This window comes from Exiguobacterium sp. SH3S1 (genome assembly GCF_004337105.1).
Taxonomy (GTDB): Bacteria; Bacillota; Bacilli; order Exiguobacteriales; family Exiguobacteriaceae; genus Exiguobacterium; species Exiguobacterium aurantiacum_A.
Genome location: NZ_SJUW01000001.1, coordinates 260,134 through 272,479 on the forward strand (window position 1 = coordinate 260,134; position 12,346 = coordinate 272,479).

A 12,346-nucleotide genomic window follows, 5' to 3' on the forward strand; every position below is an offset into this window, starting at 1 on the left:
GTCCACCTCCTTGAAAAGTTAGCCGTTCTCGTCCTCTTTTTTAGAGAACAAGTCAGCAAGGCCCGCGAGGCGCGGGTCAATTTTTGGTTGGTCGTCCGGCTGTTCGTCAATGAGAGACCAGCCTTCCCCTTCAACCTGAGTTTTGTCTGTTTCGTTCCCGAAAATTTGAATCGGGACTTCTAACATGATGAGCTCTTTTACGATCGGTCGCAGATCAATCGTATTTCCTTCTGGCAAATTGACATCATCGAATTGCTCCGTATAACGCCCATTCTCCAAAAAGAAAGGCTCGAGCGATTCAATATCAAATTCAAAGACGACATCCTCTAACGTACGCGCATCTGGCAACGTCAGGTCCCCTTGAACCTTCAAATTGAATGTAACTTGATTAGATGTGAACGACGCATCCCCGTGCACATGCACCGGGCGAATCGAACGGATATCCGGATGGAGCTGAGTAAGCTCTTCGAGTTCAACCATCTCATCGATGGAAAAACTGTCATCCTGGTTTCGTAGCTTAAGTAGCTGTGCAATAGACCACTTCATCCGAATCACCTCAATTGCAACAATATGAATTATAGATAGGCCAACTTGTTTTGTCAATGTTTTTTCTTTACACTAAAATCAGTTGGCGACGGCGCTTTGCCAAAGCGTACTTACCTATCTTACACCAATCCAATCGACAATGCAAAGGAGTAAATTTATGAAAAAGACGGCCATCATCGCGGAGTACAATCCGTTCCATAACGGACATCTCTATCAGGCAAAAACAGCTCGAATCGAAACGGGTGCCGACGCCATGATCGCCATCATGAGTGCCCAGTTCACACAGCGCGGTGAACCGGCTGCTTTTGACAAGTGGAGCCGGGCAGCGGCAGCAGTCAAAACAGGGGCGATCGACCTTGTGATCGAACTGCCGACTTGTTACGGCGTCCAACGCGCCGACCGGTTCGCGAGTGCGGCTGTCGCCATCGCGGAACAAATCGGATGCCAAACGCTGTCGTTCGGCAGTGAGAGCGGCGACGCCGATGCGATCCTGCGCGCGGCACACGCTGGCATCGAAGCGTCACCCGCCTATCACGACGCGCTCCAACACGCCTTAAAAGCAGGCAAGTCATCCGCCAAAGCATCGAGCGAGGCGTTTGCGGCCCTTTATCCAACTTTTGATTTGACGCTCCCAAACAACATTCTCGCCTATCATTACGCGAAAGCCGCTCGCACCATCTCACTCCATACCGTAAAGCGTCTTGGGGCCGGTTATCACGATACAGGCGTCTCGGACGTCATGTCGGCAACGGGCGTCCGGGCCCACTATCTCGAGACCGGGAGTGTCCGGGCTGTCCCAGAAGCGACACGGGCGTTATTCCAGCAGACGTCGATGGCCCACTGGTCGCTCTATTGGCCTGTCTTGCAATTCAAGTTACGGACGATCCCGAAGTCAGAGCTCGAACAACTCGTCGGCATTGACGCTTCGTTGTCCCCTCGCTTGATCGAAGCCGGTCTCGCACCGACGTTCGAACAAGCTATGGGCGGTCTGTTGACGCGACGCTATACACGTACCGCCATCCAGCGCGCTCTCGTCTCGGTCCTCATCCATTGGAAACGTGACGAACTTCCGGAACGATTTGACGAAGTCCCATACGTCCGTCCGCTCGCATTCAATGCGATTGGCCGTAGCGTCTTGAAAGACATAAAAAAAACGGTCCCGCTCGTCAGCAAGTACCAGTCTGATTTAGCGTTCGAAGCTCGTGTGACCGAGGCGTACCGGTTACCTCTCGGCAACCGGTCACTGCTCGAGCATATGCAAACCCCTCAATTCATCGACTCCAAATAATCGATGGCGTCCTCGACCGTTTCGACCGGAACGACTGCAATATCGCTCTCGATCCGGTCGAGTGATTCCAGCGCTTCATCATAATTCGAACCGGCCGGCACGAAGAACACCGAGGCACCGGCTCGGTCAGCCGCGACGATTTTTTGCCACGCTCCACCGATCGGACCGACGTTTCCTTCTTCATCGACCGTACCAGTACCGGCAATCGTCTCACCGCCCGCCAAGTCACCCGGCGTCAACTGATCATAAATCTCTAGCGTGAACATGAGCCCGGCCGATGGCCCCCCAACGTTCGTCAGTTCAAACGTGACGTCCGGTTCTGTGCGCACATCTTGCACCGGCAGCGGCTCATAAATCCCGAGACCGACACGGCTCCCGCTCCGGTCGAGCGGTTGAACGAGTGTCTTCACGACACGTTCCCGTCCATCCCGTTCGAGCGTGATCGTCACTTCATCGCCCGTCTCGAACGCCGAGACGCGATCGATGAAATCAAGACGTGACGCGAACGATTGGCCGTCAAGCGCTGTAATGACGTCACCTGGTTTAAGGACGTTCGCCGCGAGCGACCCGGTGATTGGAGCCGAGACGTACATGCCGTCAAACGTGACGGTCACGTCCTCTTCGGCTAGACCGTACGCGTATTGGATGGCTGCTTGCTGCGACGATGACATGAGCAGCTGCTGTCTTCGCTCGTAATCGTCTTCCCCTTCGCCGTCATACAAATAGCGACTAGACGGACTCGCTTCCGTGAACGGCGTGAACCAGCTCCCGACGAGCCAAAGCGGTGTCGCCCGTCGTTGCGAGATCGTGACCATCATCAGTTCACCCGCATCTTTCGTCCCGTCTTCAACCGTCATAAAGTTTTCGATGGTCGTCGCTTCGCCCGGATACGTGATGTAATAAGGTAACGGGGCAAATAGAAAGATGAGCACGGCGACGAGGATACCGAAGCCGATCTTCAGCGGCTTCATTGCTGTTGACTCACTTCATATTTTTTCCGAAGCGCCTGTTCGACTTGTTCGGGAACGAGTTCAGCGACCGAGGCGCCGTATTTGGCGACTTCTTTCACGATCGACGAACTAAGGAACGAGTATTTGCTATTCGTCATCATAAACAGCGTCTCGACGTCCTCGTTTAACTTCTTGTTGATCGAAGCGATCTGAAGTTCGTATTCGAAGTCAGAGACGGCCCGAAGACCGCGGACGATCGTCGCTGCTTCTCGTTTAGCGGCATACTCGACGAGCAGCCCGCCAAACGCGTCCGCTGACACGTTCGGTAAATGCGATGTCACTTCCCGAATGAGCGTGAGCCGCTCTTCGACGTTGAATAACGGTGCCTTGCTCGAGTTTTCGAGCACCGCGACGATCACTTCATCAAAGATGGCTGCCGCCCGCTCAATAATATCTAAATGTCCGTTCGTAATCGGGTCAAAGCTCCCCGGGCAAATCGCGATCCGTTTCATATGTTCACTCCTCGGTCGTTGCGTACTCGTAAAGGCTGATCGTAATAACAGACGAGTAGCGTTGAACCTTAATTTTTTCGAGCAGACCGACCCGATCCGGCAACGTCGTCTCGCTGCCATGTTCGCAGACGACGACGCCGTTGTCTGTCAACAGTCGGTTCGATTCAATGAGTTGTAAAAACGATTCATGTTCTTCCTCATGGTACGGCGGGTCCATGAAGATGAGTTTAAACGACCGCCCCGCCTCGGCGAGTTGGTCGAGGACGGCCCGCGCGTCTTGCCTTTGAACCGTCGCCTGTGCCTCGTAACGCGTTGCCCGTAGATTGTCCTGTATCGTTTGAATCGCCTTCCCATGACGATCGACGAAGACGGCACGGTCGCACCCCCGTGATAACGCCTCGATCCCGAGACCGCCACTCCCCGCGTAAAGGTCGAGGGCATCCCCCCCGGCGAAGTAAGGGCCGATGATATTAAACAATGATTCTTTTACTTTATCTGCCGTCGGTCGTGTCGTCGACCCTGGGACCGCCTTTAGGCGCGTCCCTTTTCGTTCTCCTGAAATGACTCGCATCGTTGATCCTCCATTAGAAAAGATGAAGGCGTCACCACCTTCATCTCGCCCGTTTATTTCTGCTTTGGCTCGTACGTCTCGGCAATGAAAGGCCGTTCGCTCCGAACGACCGCGTCGACGAATGGCAAGGCACTGATTTTCTCGATGATCGTCTCATGGTCTTCTAAGTCCGTATATAAAAAGGCGTACTTCTCACGCTTCGAGACGTAATATAAGTTTGCGTAGCGACGCAGTGCTTTCACTTGTTTGAGCGACTGCACGTAAACGACGAGTCCGATTCGACCTTTTAACTCGAATGATTCAGCCAGCACATCCACAACTTCCGCCTCCTCCGCCACAGCTTCCGCCACCGGAACAGCCACCCTCATCGAAGAACGGGTTGCCGGTAGGGACTTTGATTTTTGGAGATACCGAGAACGCCAACAGCGCACTCACTTCTCCGAGTAACTTATCCAAGTTACGTTCCGCCTTTTTGAAGGCGGCCACTTCCGGTTGCACGTCGAGACGACGCTTCACGAGATGCATCTCTTTTTTGATACGATCGTGATCCGGGTGATGTTTCCCGAACCGTTGCACGTACTCATAATCTTCTTTCATTCGTAAAAATTCCCGTTCGACTTCCTGGGCTTCTTTCGAGCGAGCGCGAGCTTGTTTTGTCGCGATATATGTTTGGAACGATTCGCTCGTCTCGATCAAGGCAGTCAATGCTTCTGTTTGATCGAGCAAATCAATCGTCTGTTCAGTAATAATCATGGCTTTCACCCTTTCTGACATGATTTTACCACAATTGATTCCCTCTGTGAGCAATCGGACTTATAATTGAACGTGACGTAAATGCAGAAAGGAAGTGAACCACCGCTTCGTGCGGTGTACAATGAAAAAAGTCTCGTTTAACATGATTCGCTCGGCCGGTATGAAAACCGACTATGCGAAACCAGAATATTATTATGATCAGCTCGATAAAGTCCGGGCGGCCGATCTCGTCCTCTTCCCGGAGTACTGGATGGTCAACTCGATCATTTACGGGTTGAACAAACCGATCTTCCCGTCTCCGGCGACGTACCACCTCGGGCACGATAAAATCGAGATGACACGCGCTTTCACAGCGACGTTCCCGCATCGCATCCCGAAGACGTTAATTTACGGGAAGAACCCGTACACGATCGAACGCGTCATTGAAGAGTTCGAATACCCGTTCGTCGCCAAGACCGCCAAGTCCTCGATGGGTCAAGGCGTCTGGCTCATTAAAAATGAACAAGAATGGCTCGAATACGTCGACAAACACGAGACGTTTTACGTCCAACAGTTCATCCCGAACGACCGCGACCTGCGCATCATCGTCATCGGCGAAGAAGTCGTCGGTTCTTATTGGCGCGTCAGTGAGGCCTTTTTAAACAACGTCGCCCAAGGTGCCCACTTCTCGTATGACGATATCCCAGGTCACGTCGTGGAAGAAGTGCTCTCGATCGCAAAGACACTTCACATCAATCACGCCGCGTTCGACGTCATCGTCTCAGGGGATAATTTTTACATTTTGGAATTCAACGTCTTCTTCGGTTCAGAAGGATTGATGCCGCTCGGCGTGAGACTTCCCGACAAGATTGCGGCGTATCTCGAAACGATGTCTTGACCGTTCATCTTTTTTTCACAATTTGAACACACGTTATTCCAAGAACGTTTTCGAATATGATATGATGACATATGAGGTTTATTAGGGAAAAGGGGGATTATGATGAAATTTGAGCAGTTCCACATCGAGGGAAAAGAGATCCGCTTCGGTTTGCTCGAGACGATCATGGATCATCATCATTTCATCCGTGAAGGCGCTTGGGACTATGAGCGTGCGACGTATGATATGAAGTACGAGAAGCAATCGACGGGCGAGACGTTTTACCTGCGCTTGCCGGTTTATGCGATTGAAGGCCAAATCGAGGACCGTCATGCGGTCGTTAAAATGGTGACACCGATTCTCGGGAAACATTACTACCCGCACGGCGTCGAGTACGACGAAGAGTTCCCAGAAGAAATCGTTCGCGACTGTGAGCGCCGATTGGCGGCACTCGCCGAGACGTTAGAAGTCTAACCCCTTTCATAACTGAAAGGGTTTTCTTATGGCCACTCAACAAAAATGGAGAACCCGCTGTGGGTTCTCCATTTTTACATACACTTAACGACTTGCAATGACGTTTAGCGTCACGTCGACTTGTCCGAGCAATAGATCGAACTGGTCGCGGACGTAGAGGTACAATCGCTCTGCCTCGCTGAGCGAGACGGGTGCGCTCAGTAGATAATCGTACCGCTCTTTCGAGAGCGACACGATTTTCACTTCACGCAATCCGAATTCGATCGCGCTGCACGCAATCAAATCCTCGATCGCCCGCTCTGCAATCGTCACATCTCCGTATGAATAATCGTTTCCGATGACAGCCATCGTATCGTTCATCTTCTTCACTCCTTTTCTGCAACGAGCACCAACACGTCCTCCATAATGGTTTCGATGTCGACTGGTTTTTCTCCTGTCGTCGCCATTTGCGCGACTGCACGAACATCGTGGTGACGGTCGATGATATACATCGTCGTCGCGTGGGTGACAAGTCCACTATTCGCTTTCGAATAATAGAACTGAAGCTGACGAGTGATCCGGTCGATGTCGGCTTTGTCACCGGTCAACATCTTCCATCCAGTTGGCTCAGCTTGGAACGCCGCTCCGTAGTTCTCAAGTACCGGGATCGTATCGACTTCCGGGTCGACCGTGATGGCGACGAGTTCGACGTCAGTACCGTACAAGTCGTTCGCCTTCAAGTCTTGCTCGAGTTTCATGAAGTCGCGTAGCGTGAGCGGACAAATGTCGGGACAGTTCGTATAAAAGAACGTGACGATTTTGACTTTGCCGTTATCTGAGTTATACGGTTGGCCATCGAGCGCGTTCGTCAACGTGAACGGGGTCGGCTCTTGGATGACCGGCAAATCATCTTCTTTGAAGAAGAGGAAATACGAAGCCGCTCCGATAGCGATCAAAATGACGACCGTCAACCCGACCGTCAAGTAACTATTCCGTTTCATGCTCATCCCCCTCTCTTCGGTCATCCTCCGATGATGGCCCGGAAGACGTTCGTCGTCTCACCCGGTTCAAACGCCACATAGAGAAGAACATAGACCATCACACCTGTAATGGCTGTGAAAAACCAGACGACTGATGCTTTCGGTCCGATTTTACGATGTTTCTCGATCTTGTTTTTATAGCCAAGATAGAGTGTGATCAATCCGAGGATACCACCTGTCGTCGCCAGGATGATGTGGAAAATCATGAAAGCGAGATAGTACGGCTTCACTGAGTCCGGACCTCCGAATGCGGTATTCCCAACAAAGATCGTCCGCGAGACGTAAAGGATAAAGAACGTCGTCGCCGCGACGGCAGCTGCTGTCATGACTTTCTTATGCTTTTCAATATTGCGGCGGTCGCGCGCGATAATCGTCCAGCCGATCGCGACCAAAATCGCACTGATTACAATGAATGTCACACTAATTAAGGCAAGATAGTTCATCGATGTTTCCCCTTTGACTTAGTTCATTTTTTCTCTTTCGGTTCGTTCGGTGTGAATGACATGCCTTCGTCAAGCGCGAGCGATTTCGTTCGGCGTACCCAACCGAAGAACGTCCAGCCGAAGAAGAAACCGTACACGACTTCCTGCCCAAGCTTCATCAATACCCCGCCGAAGCGCTGGTCTTCGAGAGCGCTGTTCGTCGCACCCATCAAGGCGTTTAAGTCAAGACCGGACACGTCACCGTTCGGCATACAGTATCCGAGCACCGTCGCGAACGTCTCAACGTCCGTATAGGCGTCATAGAGAATTCCTTGACTGAAGATGATGAACGCACAAGCAGGCGTCAATAGCACGCCGTTTGCGATGATGTACACCATCCGTTTCAAATCGGACATCCCCTCTTCTTCATCCGAGAGGAACGGGGCGATGACCGGATACCACATCGTCAAACTGAAGACGACGAGAGCCCCGTGAAAGATGCGATGCACCCCGTAGTTCGTTAACACGTAATCAAAGATGAATGGCATGTGGTAAAACGTAAATAACGCGTTGAACAACACGAGCGCGATCAGCGGTTTTGTCATAAACTTGAGCGCCGCCCCGATCACTTTATAACTAAATAATTTTTCAAATACCCAATACGGCAATCCGTAAATGACGAGCGCCGGAGCTAACACGTAGACGAGCACCATCTGCAACATATGCACCGAGAAGATGATGTGCGCGAGCACGTCGACTGGACTACCAAATCCGATGTAATAGAGCACGATCGCAAACAACATGCTGAACTTTTGTAGCAACGTGGTCGACTCGTACCCTCGTTTCGCCATTCTCTCTGTGACGAACGCATAGAGGACGTACAACCCTACCATCAACAATCCGAACAACGGACTCCAAAGCGTTGTCCATTCGAACTGTTTGAGTAGCTCTGATGTATTCCAGAGCATCCCTTCACCCCTTTTCTTTCTCTCCCAAACCGATGAAACCGTTCACTTCAAGATTACTATTCCTTTATTTTTGAAGTAAAGCAAAAAGGACTGAATCATCTATGTTTCCACAGATGTTCAATCCTTTGTCACATTTTTACCAAATGAGCAAACGGAGTGCCGCGACAGTGATGATGGCGACGAAAATACCAAGCCACATCATTCCGACAATCCACGTGTTGCCACGGTTGTTCATATGCATGAAGATATACAGCTGCAAGAACACTTGGATGATGGCGAGGATAATCAAGAAGCCACCCGCCGCCCATACCGGCATGAGCTCCGCGTAGACCGCGCCGAACGCGACAAACGTGAGCAAAATCATCATCGCGAAACTGATCAACTGAAGTTGATACTCGCGTCTCGACTCTGCCTTCACTTCAAGCTCTAACTGTTTGTGTGTTTCGTTCATTGGATTTTTTTCCATGTCAGCTCACCATCCCTAAGAGATAGACGATCGAGAAAATGAAGACCCAAACAACGTCGATGAAGTGCCAATATAAACTCGACACGTAGAACTTCGGTGCGTTGTAGACATCGATCGGACGGTTCCAGTTGCGGATCAACAGCGTCGTGATCCAAAGGAGACCGAACGTGACGTGAGCGCCGTGGAATCCGACGAGCGTATAGAACGCAGAACCGAACGCACTCGACGTGAACGTGTGACCGATATGGTAGTAGTGGATGAACTCGTAAATCTCGGCTCCTAAGAACCCTGCTCCGAGAAGAAGCGTCACGATCAACCAAAACTTCATGCGACCTGGATTGTTCGCTTTCATGTTCATCATCGCGAGCACGCTCGTGAGCGAGCTCGTGAGGAGGAGCATCGTCATCATGAAGACGAGCCCCATCTCAAAGATGTTGTACGAGCGAAGTTCCTCTGGCGCACCAGAATTTAGAAGCCCGACGTACGTTCCAAACAACGAGGCGAAGAGAACCGTCTCTCCTCCAAGGAAGAACCAGAAGGCCACATATTTATTTTTCCCTTCCAGCGTGGCTTTCTCTGGATTGGCCGGAATACCGGTCACTGGGTGTTTTTCGACTGCATGTGCCATTTATTGTTCTCCTTTCTCACGAATCGCTTTCAAATCCGCTTCGATTTGTGATTTTGGAATGTAGAATCCGTGGTCGTCGATCCATGAACGGAGGAACATCGACACGAACGTGATGAGTAAACCGATGACGATAAGTGACCAACCGACAACCGGGTTGTCCATTTGGAAAATCGCGCCAAGTCCAGCGATGAATAACCCGAGTGACATGAAGAACGGGATCAATGAGTTATTCGGCATGTGGATGTCTGACACTGGTTCAGCGACAGAAACCCGTTTGTTACCCGCCATCTTCTCGAGCCAGAACGTGTCCAACCCTTTGACGAGCGGTGTTTGTGCGAAGTTGTACTCTGGAGTCGGCACAGGAAGTGTCCACTCGAGCGTACGTCCGTCTTCCCAATGGTCCGGTTTGACGACGTCTTTCGACAAGAACGCCTTGACGACGGCGATGAGCAAGATGATCGTCGACACACCCATGAAGAAGGCACCGATCGTCGACAGCAAGTTCATCGTCTCAAACCCTTGATTCGGCAAGTATGTGAAGACGCGGCGTGGCATCCCGAACAATCCGAGGAAATGTTGCGGGAAGAACGTCAAGTGGAACCCGATGAAGAACAACCAGAACTGCCAGTAGCCAAGCTTCTCAGAGAGCGCTTTGCCGAACATGAGCGGGAACCAGTAGAACAGTCCTGCGAAAAGACCGAAGACGACCCCACCGACGATAACGTAGTGGAAGTGGGCGACAACGAAGTAACTATCGTGGTACTGATAGTCAGCCGGTGCGACCGAGAGCATAACCCCTGTCATCCCTCCGACGAGGAACGATGGGATGAACGCCACCGAGTAAAGCATCGCAACGTTGAACTTGATCTGCCCACCCCAAAGTGTGAACAGCCAGTTGAAGATTTTGACCCCTGTCGGAACGGCGATGGCCATCGTCGCGACGGCGAAGATCGAGTTCGCGACCGGTCCGAGACCGACGGTGAACATGTGGTGAACCCAAACCATGAAGCCAAGGAACCCGATGAGCATCGTAGCGAATACCATCGTCGTGTAACCGAACAAGCGTTTACGGGCAAACGTCGGAATGATTTCCGAGAAAATACCGAACGCCGGTAAGATCAAGATGTAAACTTCCGGGTGACCGAAGATCCAGAAGAGGTGTTCCCAAATGACGACGTTACCGCCCATTGCCGGATTGAAGTAAACGGCACCGAACAGACGCTCGAACATCAACATGAACAAGCCGACTGTAAGCGGTGGGAATGCGAAGACGATCAACGCCGAAGCGACGAACGTCGTCCACGTGAAGAGCGGCATCCGCATGAGTTTCATGCCTGGTGCCCGCATGTTCAAAATCGTGACGAGGAAGTTAATCCCGGCCATGAGTGAACCGAACCCTGAGATTTGAAGACCGAGGGCGTAGAAGTCGACCCCTGTCGCTTCCGGTTGCGTCGAGAGCGGCGCGTAAGCCGTCCAACCCGCGTTCGGTGCAGCGCCGAAGAACCAGCTAAGGTTCAACATGAGGCCACCGAAGAAGAACAACCAAAAACCGAGCGAGTTAATGAACGGGAACGCGACGTCGCGCGCCCCGATTTGAAGCGGCACGACGGCGTTCATAAAACCGAATAGCATCGGCATCGCCGCAAGGAAGATCATCGTCGTCCCGTGCATCGTGATCAACTGGTTGAACACTTCGCCACTGACGAAATCGTTCATCGGACGGACGAGTTGCCAACGAATAAGTAACGCTTCAATTCCACCGAGAAGGAGGAAGAAGATTCCTGAGAACAAATACAAAATACCGATTTTTTTGTGGTCAACCGTCGTAACCCAATCCATGATGCCATTGTATTTACGCGGTTGCTGCATAGCAGTGGTCTGTGCCACGTGAAATCCCCCTTTTCCCGTTAGTCAATCTTCTGATCGTACAAGAAGTCAACGAGTGCATCTAACTCTTCATCACTGATTTGGCCTTCGCTGAAGCCAGGCATGAGCGCGCCTTGTTTTAATTCTTGTGGATCACGAATCCATTCTTTCAACTTTTCTTCGTTGTTTTCGAGGTAACCCGCCAACCACTCGCGGTCACCGAAGTTCGTCAAGCTCGGCGCGACTTTACCGCCACCGTGGCAGCTCAAGCAACTTTCGACGTACACTTGCTCACCTGTCGTCAAGTTTTGATTGTCGGCGACAAGTTTTTCTGTGTTTTCGTCTTGCTTCGCTTTCATGTCTTCGAGCCACTGATCGTAATCAGCTTGCTCGAGGGCGATGACTTTGAAGTCCATGAGCGCGTGCGATGGTCCACAAAGCTCGGCACACTTACCGTAGAACGTACCAGCTTCGTTTGCATGCAACCACATCTCGTTATCTAACCCTGGGTTCGTATCCGTCTTACCAGACAAAGCCGGTACCCAGAACGAGTGAATGACGTCTTTTGATGTCAAGTTGATACCGACCCGTTTACCGACCGGGATGACAAGTTCTTGTCCTGTGACAACACCAGCGTTCGGATATTCGAACTCCCACCAGTACAGGTTGGCTGTAACGTTAATTTCTTCTTCTTTTTTCGCTTCTTTCGCTTTCGCGAGTTCGACAGTCGTTGTGATTGTCGGAACAGCGAGAATGATGAGCAAGATGATTGGAACGACTGTCCAAATCATTTCGAGCGTGCTGCTACCTTCCACTTGCTTCGGAATCGATTCATCTTTCCGACGGAATTTCATGAGCACGTACACGTAAATGACCGTTACGATGACAAGTACAAAGAGCATGATTGCCAAACTGATGAGAATGATCCGGAGCTGAATTTCAGCGCCTTCTCCCATCGGCTTCAATGCAGACAATCCCTCTACGCCGCACCCTGACAACAGCAGCGCGAACATCATCATCGGGACGA

Annotated in this window: 17 protein-coding genes; 3 read left to right on the forward strand and 14 right to left on the reverse strand. The window is 51.4% G+C overall.

The features are described from left to right. Nucleotides 1-18 precede the first annotated feature (18 nt). Entirely contained in the window at nt 19-546 is a 528-nt protein-coding gene (locus EVJ26_RS01335; RefSeq protein ID WP_070327567.1) for a YceD family protein, read from the reverse strand. A 157-nt stretch (nt 547-703) separates the two neighbouring features. Between EVJ26_RS01335 and EVJ26_RS01340 the strand changes: the two genes are divergently transcribed. Next, a complete protein-coding gene (locus EVJ26_RS01340) occupies nt 704-1,834 on the forward strand; it encodes a tRNA(Met) cytidine acetate ligase (protein ID WP_236633988.1) in 1,131 nt (376 codons plus the stop codon). Here EVJ26_RS01340 and EVJ26_RS01345 read toward each other — a convergent pair. From EVJ26_RS01345 to EVJ26_RS01365, 5 genes are read right to left on the reverse strand one after another with little or no spacing between them, the layout of a single operon-like run. Further along, nucleotides 1,813-2,805, reverse strand: a complete 993-nt coding sequence (locus EVJ26_RS01345; protein WP_131456297.1) for a SepM family pheromone-processing serine protease — start codon at nt 2,803-2,805, stop codon at nt 1,813-1,815. The genes EVJ26_RS01340 and EVJ26_RS01345 overlap by 22 nt on opposite strands. Beyond that, nucleotides 2,802-3,296: a pantetheine-phosphate adenylyltransferase gene (gene coaD / locus EVJ26_RS01350; protein ID WP_016509015.1), complete on the reverse strand. Its 495-nt coding sequence runs from the start codon at nt 3,294-3,296 to the stop codon at nt 2,802-2,804. The genes EVJ26_RS01345 and coaD overlap by 4 nt, the downstream gene beginning before the upstream one ends. A gap of 4 nt (nt 3,297-3,300) precedes the next feature. Next, entirely contained in the window at nt 3,301-3,867 is a 567-nt protein-coding gene (gene rsmD, locus EVJ26_RS01355) for a 16S rRNA (guanine(966)-N(2))-methyltransferase RsmD (protein WP_131456299.1), read from the reverse strand. 53 nt (nt 3,868-3,920) lie between these two features. Further along, on the reverse strand, nt 3,921-4,184 hold the full coding sequence (locus EVJ26_RS01360; protein ID WP_016508973.1) for a YlbG family protein: 264 nt from the start codon (nt 4,182-4,184) through the stop codon (nt 3,921-3,923). Further along, on the reverse strand, nt 4,168-4,620 hold the full coding sequence (locus EVJ26_RS01365) for a YlbF/YmcA family competence regulator (protein WP_131469622.1): 453 nt from the start codon (nt 4,618-4,620) through the stop codon (nt 4,168-4,170). Before EVJ26_RS01365 ends, EVJ26_RS01360 begins: the two co-directional genes overlap by 17 nt. A gap of 121 nt (nt 4,621-4,741) precedes the next feature. Here EVJ26_RS01365 and EVJ26_RS01370 point away from each other — a divergent pair, with 121 nt between their 5' ends. Both EVJ26_RS01370 and EVJ26_RS01375 read left to right on the forward strand, forming a co-directional pair. Next, nucleotides 4,742-5,497, forward strand: a complete 756-nt coding sequence (locus tag EVJ26_RS01370) for an ATP-grasp domain-containing protein (RefSeq protein ID WP_201738306.1) — start codon at nt 4,742-4,744, stop codon at nt 5,495-5,497. Nucleotides 5,498-5,599: 102 nt separating this feature from the next. Then, nucleotides 5,600-5,950 carry a YugN family protein gene (locus tag EVJ26_RS01375; protein WP_131456303.1) on the forward strand — a complete coding sequence of 117 codons (351 nt, stop codon included), beginning with the start codon at nt 5,600-5,602 and terminating at the stop codon, nt 5,948-5,950. An 84-nt stretch (nt 5,951-6,034) separates the two neighbouring features. Here the strand turns inward: EVJ26_RS01375 and EVJ26_RS01380 are convergent, their stop codons facing one another. From EVJ26_RS01380 to coxB, 8 genes are all read right to left on the reverse strand, one after another. Then, a complete protein-coding gene (locus EVJ26_RS01380; RefSeq protein ID WP_131456305.1) occupies nt 6,035-6,310 on the reverse strand; it encodes a hypothetical protein in 276 nt (91 codons plus the stop codon). Between the two features lie 5 nt (nt 6,311-6,315). Continuing rightward, entirely contained in the window at nt 6,316-6,930 is a 615-nt protein-coding gene (locus EVJ26_RS01385; RefSeq protein ID WP_131456307.1) for an SCO family protein, read from the reverse strand. A gap of 20 nt (nt 6,931-6,950) precedes the next feature. Continuing rightward, nucleotides 6,951-7,412, reverse strand: a complete 462-nt coding sequence (locus EVJ26_RS01390; RefSeq protein WP_016509532.1) for a DUF420 domain-containing protein — start codon at nt 7,410-7,412, stop codon at nt 6,951-6,953. A 23-nt stretch (nt 7,413-7,435) separates the two neighbouring features. Then, nucleotides 7,436-8,359 carry a cytochrome c oxidase assembly protein gene (locus tag EVJ26_RS01395; protein WP_131456309.1) on the reverse strand — a complete coding sequence of 308 codons (924 nt, stop codon included), beginning with the start codon at nt 8,357-8,359 and terminating at the stop codon, nt 7,436-7,438. Nucleotides 8,360-8,495: 136 nt separating this feature from the next. Next, entirely contained in the window at nt 8,496-8,810 is a 315-nt protein-coding gene (locus tag EVJ26_RS01400) for a cytochrome C oxidase subunit IV family protein (RefSeq protein ID WP_070327955.1), read from the reverse strand. A 16-nt stretch (nt 8,811-8,826) separates the two neighbouring features. Beyond that, entirely contained in the window at nt 8,827-9,453 is a 627-nt protein-coding gene (locus tag EVJ26_RS01405; protein WP_131456311.1) for a cytochrome (ubi)quinol oxidase subunit III, read from the reverse strand. Next, nucleotides 9,454-11,322, reverse strand: coding sequence for a cytochrome c oxidase subunit I (gene ctaD, locus EVJ26_RS01410; protein WP_016509535.1), 1,869 nt, complete (start codon nt 11,320-11,322; stop codon nt 9,454-9,456). It abuts the gene before it with no gap. A 38-nt stretch (nt 11,323-11,360) separates the two neighbouring features. Beyond that, nucleotides 11,361-12,338, reverse strand: coding sequence for a cytochrome c oxidase subunit II (coxB, locus tag EVJ26_RS01415; RefSeq protein WP_131456349.1), 978 nt, complete (start codon nt 12,336-12,338; stop codon nt 11,361-11,363). Nucleotides 12,339-12,346 lie beyond the last annotated feature (8 nt).